At 43.0% G+C, this 6,095-nt stretch carries 4 protein-coding genes and 2 pseudogenes; all 6 read right to left on the bottom strand.

Going from position 1 to position 6,095, the window contains the following annotated elements; genetic code table 11:
* Positions 1-267: pseudogene (locus E7204_RS00140) on the bottom strand (transketolase); the annotation flags it as partial.
* A 145-nt stretch (positions 268-412) separates the two neighbouring features.
* On the bottom strand, positions 413-1,507 hold the full coding sequence (gene csaB / locus E7204_RS00145) for a polysaccharide pyruvyl transferase CsaB (protein WP_021840660.1): 1,095 nt from the start codon (positions 1,505-1,507) through the stop codon (positions 413-415).
* The gene (locus E7204_RS00150; RefSeq protein WP_295180422.1) at positions 1,500-3,542 is read right to left on the bottom strand and encodes a DUF5693 family protein; all 2,043 of its coding nucleotides are present in this window, start codon (positions 3,540-3,542) and stop codon (positions 1,500-1,502) included. Before E7204_RS00150 ends, csaB begins: the two co-directional genes overlap by 8 nt.
* A 13-nt stretch (positions 3,543-3,555) precedes the next feature.
* A complete protein-coding gene (locus E7204_RS00155; protein WP_295180424.1) occupies positions 3,556-4,245 on the bottom strand; it encodes an LmeA family phospholipid-binding protein in 690 nt (229 codons plus the stop codon).
* Positions 4,246-4,260: 15 nt separating this feature from the next.
* A protein-coding gene (prfB, locus tag E7204_RS00160) for a peptide chain release factor 2 (RefSeq protein WP_295180426.1) occupies positions 4,261-5,368 on the bottom strand; the annotation gives its coding sequence in 2 pieces (ribosomal slippage) (positions 4,261-5,310 and positions 5,312-5,368; 1,107 coding nt in all).
* A gap of 88 nt (positions 5,369-5,456) precedes the next feature.
* Positions 5,457-6,095: pseudogene (gene secA, locus E7204_RS00165) on the bottom strand (preprotein translocase subunit SecA); the annotation flags it as partial.

Below are 6,095 nucleotides of genomic sequence, written 5' to 3' on the forward strand. Positions count from 1 at the left end.
AAAAAAGCCTTTTTCTGCTAACGTGGCATATAAAGCCGGCGCTGCATGGCCTTTAGATAATACAAAACGGTCACGATTGCCGTCTTTCGGATTCTTCGGATCAACGTTCATTTCTACGTAATACAGTAACGCCATGAGATCCGCAATGGATAAAGAACCACCGGGATGTCCCGATTTAGCGGCGGTTACGGCTTTGAGAATGCTTACGCGAATTGCAGTCGCCTTTTCTTGAACTAACGACTTCTGCTCAGCTGTTAATGTTGTCATAAAGACCCTCCATTCCTTTTAGGAAAATAAGTAACGCAGATTTCTGAATTCTAACGAAATATTCGATATAAAACAATATTATTGTAAACCTTTAGCCATATAATTGCCAGTGCCGTCTATAAGCCAAGCAACCGGCATATGTATACTATTTAGGCGTATCCAAGAGCGACAAAGCAATATGTGCATTTTTAAGTGATTCTTCGCGAAGCTTAATAATGCGTTGTACCACCTGTTGCTGTAATGCGGAGTTTTCAAGAAAACCGGCCGTCGCAGCGTATATGGTATCACTTTCGATTTCATCCAAAGTCCCTACCGGCTCCTGACCAATCATCTGTAAGAAATTGGTAATTTTAGGATCGTACGAAATGCCGACTACGGGTTTTTCCATTAAAGACGCAAAAACCAAAGCATGTAAGCGAACCCCGATTAAAACGTCCATACAACCTTCCAAAGCTAAAAGCTCGGTCGTATTATACATGCGTTCCAACACTACCGGTTCACTCTTCATAAGACTTTTAATGGCCATAGCTTCTTGCGTATCCGCCGGATGCTGCATGGGAATGAATACCACTTGGGCTCCCAATTCCTCATGCAATCGGTCGAGTGCTTTGGCCAATTCGCCGCGATAGGCAATCGATTGCTTCCAATTACGCACCGATACACCTACGCGATAACGTACGCCGGACAACTGATACGGTTTTAATAAACGTCGTCCGATAGTTTTATCTACGGGATGCATGGCCAACACTGCATCGGCGGTAACCTGAATAGGCACCTTAGTTACCCCCATATCGAGCAATTCCGCTTTGGAACGCTCATCACGAACGGTAATCATAGTGACTTTATTCAATACCTGACCGACAATCTGACGTGCTCGTTTACGGCGAAGCGGGCCGATGCCCTGTGCATAGAGCATAACCCGTTTACCAAAACTCGTGGCCAAAGTAATAATGCTTAAATAATAGTATAAGCTGCGTTTACTCGTTACATCCTGCAATAAACTGCCACCACCGCTAATCAATAAATCACAGCGACCGATGGCATTTAAAATCCCAAACATGTCAAAACGGCCAATAGCCTTGACGCCGTGATTGGCTGCGGTGTGACCTGGATTGCCGGAAATAACGGTAATGTCCGCATCCGGTACTACTTCTAAAATAGCTTCCAAAATAGCAGCCAACATGGCTTCATCACCTGCATTACCGAACCCGTAATAACCGGAGATAACAAGTCTAGTCATTAGCTACCTCCCGTTTACGAGCCCATGTAACCACATAGGCTAAGAAGCGGAATACTAAAATTGCCACAACGCCGAAAACAACGCCTAACCAAAGGCCGTCATAACCGCGTGCAATGGACATCATAACCGGCGTCCGCAAATGACAGAAGGTTTCCACCATGGATCCGATACCGATAACCCCGGCAATTGTAAATAAGAAATGTAAAACCATAGGCCAACGACGCAAGAGGGCAAAAGATGCCAACATCAAAGCGGGATGACCGATTAAAAATTCTTTTTCACGAGGACGAGCATATAATGTATTTTCTAGGAAACGGCGTAAGGCAATTTCAAAGCCCGGCACCGGCACACCGGCTGTATGACCGCTGCGCCCCACAAAGACCCAGCCAACCACGCCAAGCATAGCAAAAATAGCAATCATATAAATCTTAACGTCCAAGGTCAAGAAAGATTTCATAAAGCTTCGGCATTCAGGCCAGGAATCAATCGTACGGCCCTGCCAAAGCGGAAATCGCTGTAAATAAGCAATTGCGGTCAATATAATCGGTGCTACGAATACCAATTTAACACCGCGGAATAAAGCAAATTCCATGAAAAAGCGTGTATTACCGAGCATAGCGGCGATCATAATACCACCGATAGCCGCAATAAGAGCAGCCCCTACAAGATATACGGCAGCATCGAGGGTCGCCCGCCAAGGTCCTACGACCGGTCCGTCAGCCCGACGTACCCAACAATCCATAATGAGGATAATAGCCACAACCGGTGCCGCAATCGCTGTGCTTAAGGCCCAAATTTGAGTGATTAAAGTACCACCCGTTACTGTATAAAGTACTACTGTAATTAACAGCAACGTAAAGTTTAATACTAACTGACGGTGCTTACGCATCGGCAAGAGTAAATTAACCATAAAGGTAAAGAGGGCCACGGCGCCGGCCATGGTCAACACAACTGCGATTGGCCCCGGTGTATATGGCGGATAAATAGAAGCACGACCAAAGGTAAAGCCGCGATCTTCCAGTTTTTCTTTAAGCGATTTCATGTACGTAATACTTGATTCTAAGGCCGTCTTATTATCGCTGCCTTCTTCATAAATCGGCAATAAATTAAAGCGAATATTACGTTCAATATCACTGATATAAAAACGTTGCGCCACTTCTTCAGGTGGTAATTTTTTGAACTCGTCCTTAGCAATTGTATATAAGCGACCAACACTGTATTCATCGGCTACGGATAAGTCATTGTTAAAACCGACCTGATTTTCATATTGCAATTGATTTACCGCTTCAATCCCTACAACCGGAATACGCAAATTATGCAAATATTCATTAGTAAGGCCGATAAAATTAGGATAGCCTAACGCTTCCTTGCCTACAAAAACCATGCCCGTTACATTAGGTATACCATCCAAACGACTAAACACGAGGTCAACATTTTCACGGGTAACCTGTTTAAAGTTAGTAGGACGTACAATAACGTCGAAGCCCTGACGGCTTACTTCTTCAGCCTGTAAACGGGAGATGCTTAAATTCATATCCATCAATGCTTCGTATGGCTGTGACAATGCCAAAACAGGTCCGCGGTTGGAGTACATAACCCCTACTTTATCCTTACCTAAGCGTTGAACCAAATCTTCGTGAATTTCTTTGAAGTAGCCTTCCTTACCGGGCGCCGCTACGATATAGGTGTAACCCGGCTGCGGTTGTGGTCCATAGAATTGCATAATAGCGGCATCTTCACCATGATAGACTAAAATCTCACCGACATCACGAGCCTTGGTAAGGGTACGGTCATAAATGGCCATCCCTGTAACGCCTGCATCTTTTAAGGCTTTTAAGGCGTCAGCCGTACTTCGCTTTTCAAAAGAAGAAGCTCTCAATACAGCATCATAGTCGACTATATTTTCAATCTGATTTTGGGCTTCTTCCACTTGATGACGCTGTTGCACCAGGAATAATCCGGCCACCAAACCGATAATAATAATCGCAATAAGGACTAAAGAATGTTTTCTCTTTTTTCTATTAGTTTCCTTCACAGTAACACCTTTCTTACTTACTTATCGAATTGACAAACAAATGAAGTTCTCCATTTTCTGTTTCAATGCGATCGGCTTTTACAGGAATTGGGAATTCCGCAAAGTCATAAATAGTAATCTGTTTTAATACGGACGCATTTAAACCACCGATGCCGGCGCCGTTAATTTCAAAGCGCTGCGGTGAGAATACGAGGGCATTATTTTTGATTTCCAAGTTGCCTTTAATGCTGGCAGTACCACGCACAAAGCCCATGTCCACCGACCCGACTACTTCAATACCGTCAGAATTAATCACTACATCTTGAATGGTTAGGCCTTTTACAGCTTGTTCCATGAAGTCCTTCAAGTCAGAAGCTGTAACAGTACCTTCGATTTCACCTTTGCCCATTTGCTGAATTTCCATGGTCTGGTTCATAAATAAAGCGATAGGACTGAATTCTAAATTATTTACATCCATATGAACATCAGCAAAATTTAAATTGCCTAATTTTACATTTTCCAAAACACCACGCATAACATCTACGCGACCGCCAACCATGGCAATAGCCGGTGAAGATTCAATGCGTAAGGAAATTGTTTCAGGATGTAATTTATTGTTAATTTCCTGTTCCAGTTTGTTAGCCACAAAACTCGGCAAAAAGAATTGTGCCGCTACTACAATAGCTACTATGACAACAACTAAAAAGGCGATAAACTTTTTCATTTCTGTAATCGTCTCCTATATTTTCAAATTAGCTTCTTTCTTCAAATACCCTTCCATGAAGGCATCCAAATTACCGTCCATAACGGATTGAATATTCCCTGTTTCTACACCGGTACGATGGTCTTTGACCAAATTGTACGGATGGAATACATAAGAACGAATCTGGCTCCCCCATTCAATAGCTTGATAGGTCCCGCCGATCTTTTCTTTTAATTCCGCTTGTTTTTCCAATTCCAGTTCAAATAATTTGGCACGCAACAGTTTTAACGCTTGTTCACGGTTTTGAATCTGTGAACGTTCACTCTGACATTGGACTACTACACCCGTCGGAATGTGGGTCATACGAATAGCGGAGTCAGTTTTATTGATATGCTGACCGCCGGCACCGCTGGCGCGATAGGTATCAACACGTACATCCTTCATATCCAGATGAATGTCTACGGTATCATCAATTTCAGGCATAACATCAACGGCTGCAAAGGATGTATGGCGTCGTGCATTCGCATCAAACGGCGAAATACGAACCAAACGATGTACCCCTTTTTCAGACTTCAAATAGCCGAAAGCATTTTCCCCTTTAATGAGGAAAGTGGCACTTTTTATACCTGCTTCATCACCGGGCTGTTCATCCATCATAGTAATGGCAAAGCCATGTTGCTCAGCCCAACGCAAGTACATACGAATCAGCATGGACACCCAGTCTTGAGCTTCCGTGCCGCCCGCACCGGCGTGGAAAGTTAAAATGGCATTATTCGTATCATATTCACCGCTAAGTAACAATAATACTTCACGCCGTTCCACTTCTTCCGTAATGTGTTCAACCTGTGCCTTAAGTTCTGCTTCCATGGAAGTATCCTGCTCATCGATGGCCATATCAAGCATAAGCTTTAGGTCTTCAATCTCTCCGACTAAAGCTTTATAACCTTCTACGGCATCTTTAAGCTGGATCGCTTCCTGGGAAATTTCTTTCGCCGATTCCGGATCATTCCAAAATTCAGGGTCACTCATTTTAACATCTAACGTAAATATACGATCTTCCTTCTGAGCGATGTTAAAGTGAATCCCTCATTCCATAAATACGCTCCTCTAAATTGTCAATAGGGCCTTTTAAATCCTCTAACAATCTATTCACCTCTTTCTAATAATACTACTGAAAAGCAGAAAATGGCCGTGCCGAAAATAACTCCCGGCAACGAACCATTCTGCGTGTTCTAATCTACATTTTGTGGTTCCAACACATCATCATGATGGGTTTGCGCATTGGCCAGGGGATCTGCAGCTGATTCTTCTTCAATCACATTGTCATTCAATTCGATACGAATGCGATAGAGATACATAATCGTATCTTCCTGAATGGCTTCAATCATAGCTTCAAACATATCATACGCTTCAAATTTGTATTCAACAAGCGGATTTTTCTGACCGTATGCACGAAGGCCGATACCTTCACGGAGCATATCCATGGAATCCAAATGTTCCATCCATTTGCTGTCCACAACTTTAAGCATAACTGCTTTTTCGAGTTCACGCATATTGGCTTCGCCAATGAGTTGTTCTCGTTTATCATATTCTTCATGCGCAATAGCAAGCAAACGTTCTTGCAATTCACCGCGGCCCAAATCTTCCATTTCAGCCACCGTAAGCTGTCCCGGTTCTAAGAAGAAAAGTTCTAAATGTTTTAATAGACCTTCATAATCCCATTCTTCCGGATATAATTTTTCATCGGCATATTGATTCATAGCTTTAATTACTAAAGAATCAACCATTTCCATGATAGTGTCACGCAACGATTCATTGCCCAAGATTTTGCGGCGTTGATCATAAAGAACTTCACGCTGCTGATTCATAAC

This window comes from Veillonella sp. (assembly GCF_015058545.1).
Taxonomy (GTDB): Bacteria; Bacillota; Negativicutes; order Veillonellales; family Veillonellaceae; genus Veillonella_A.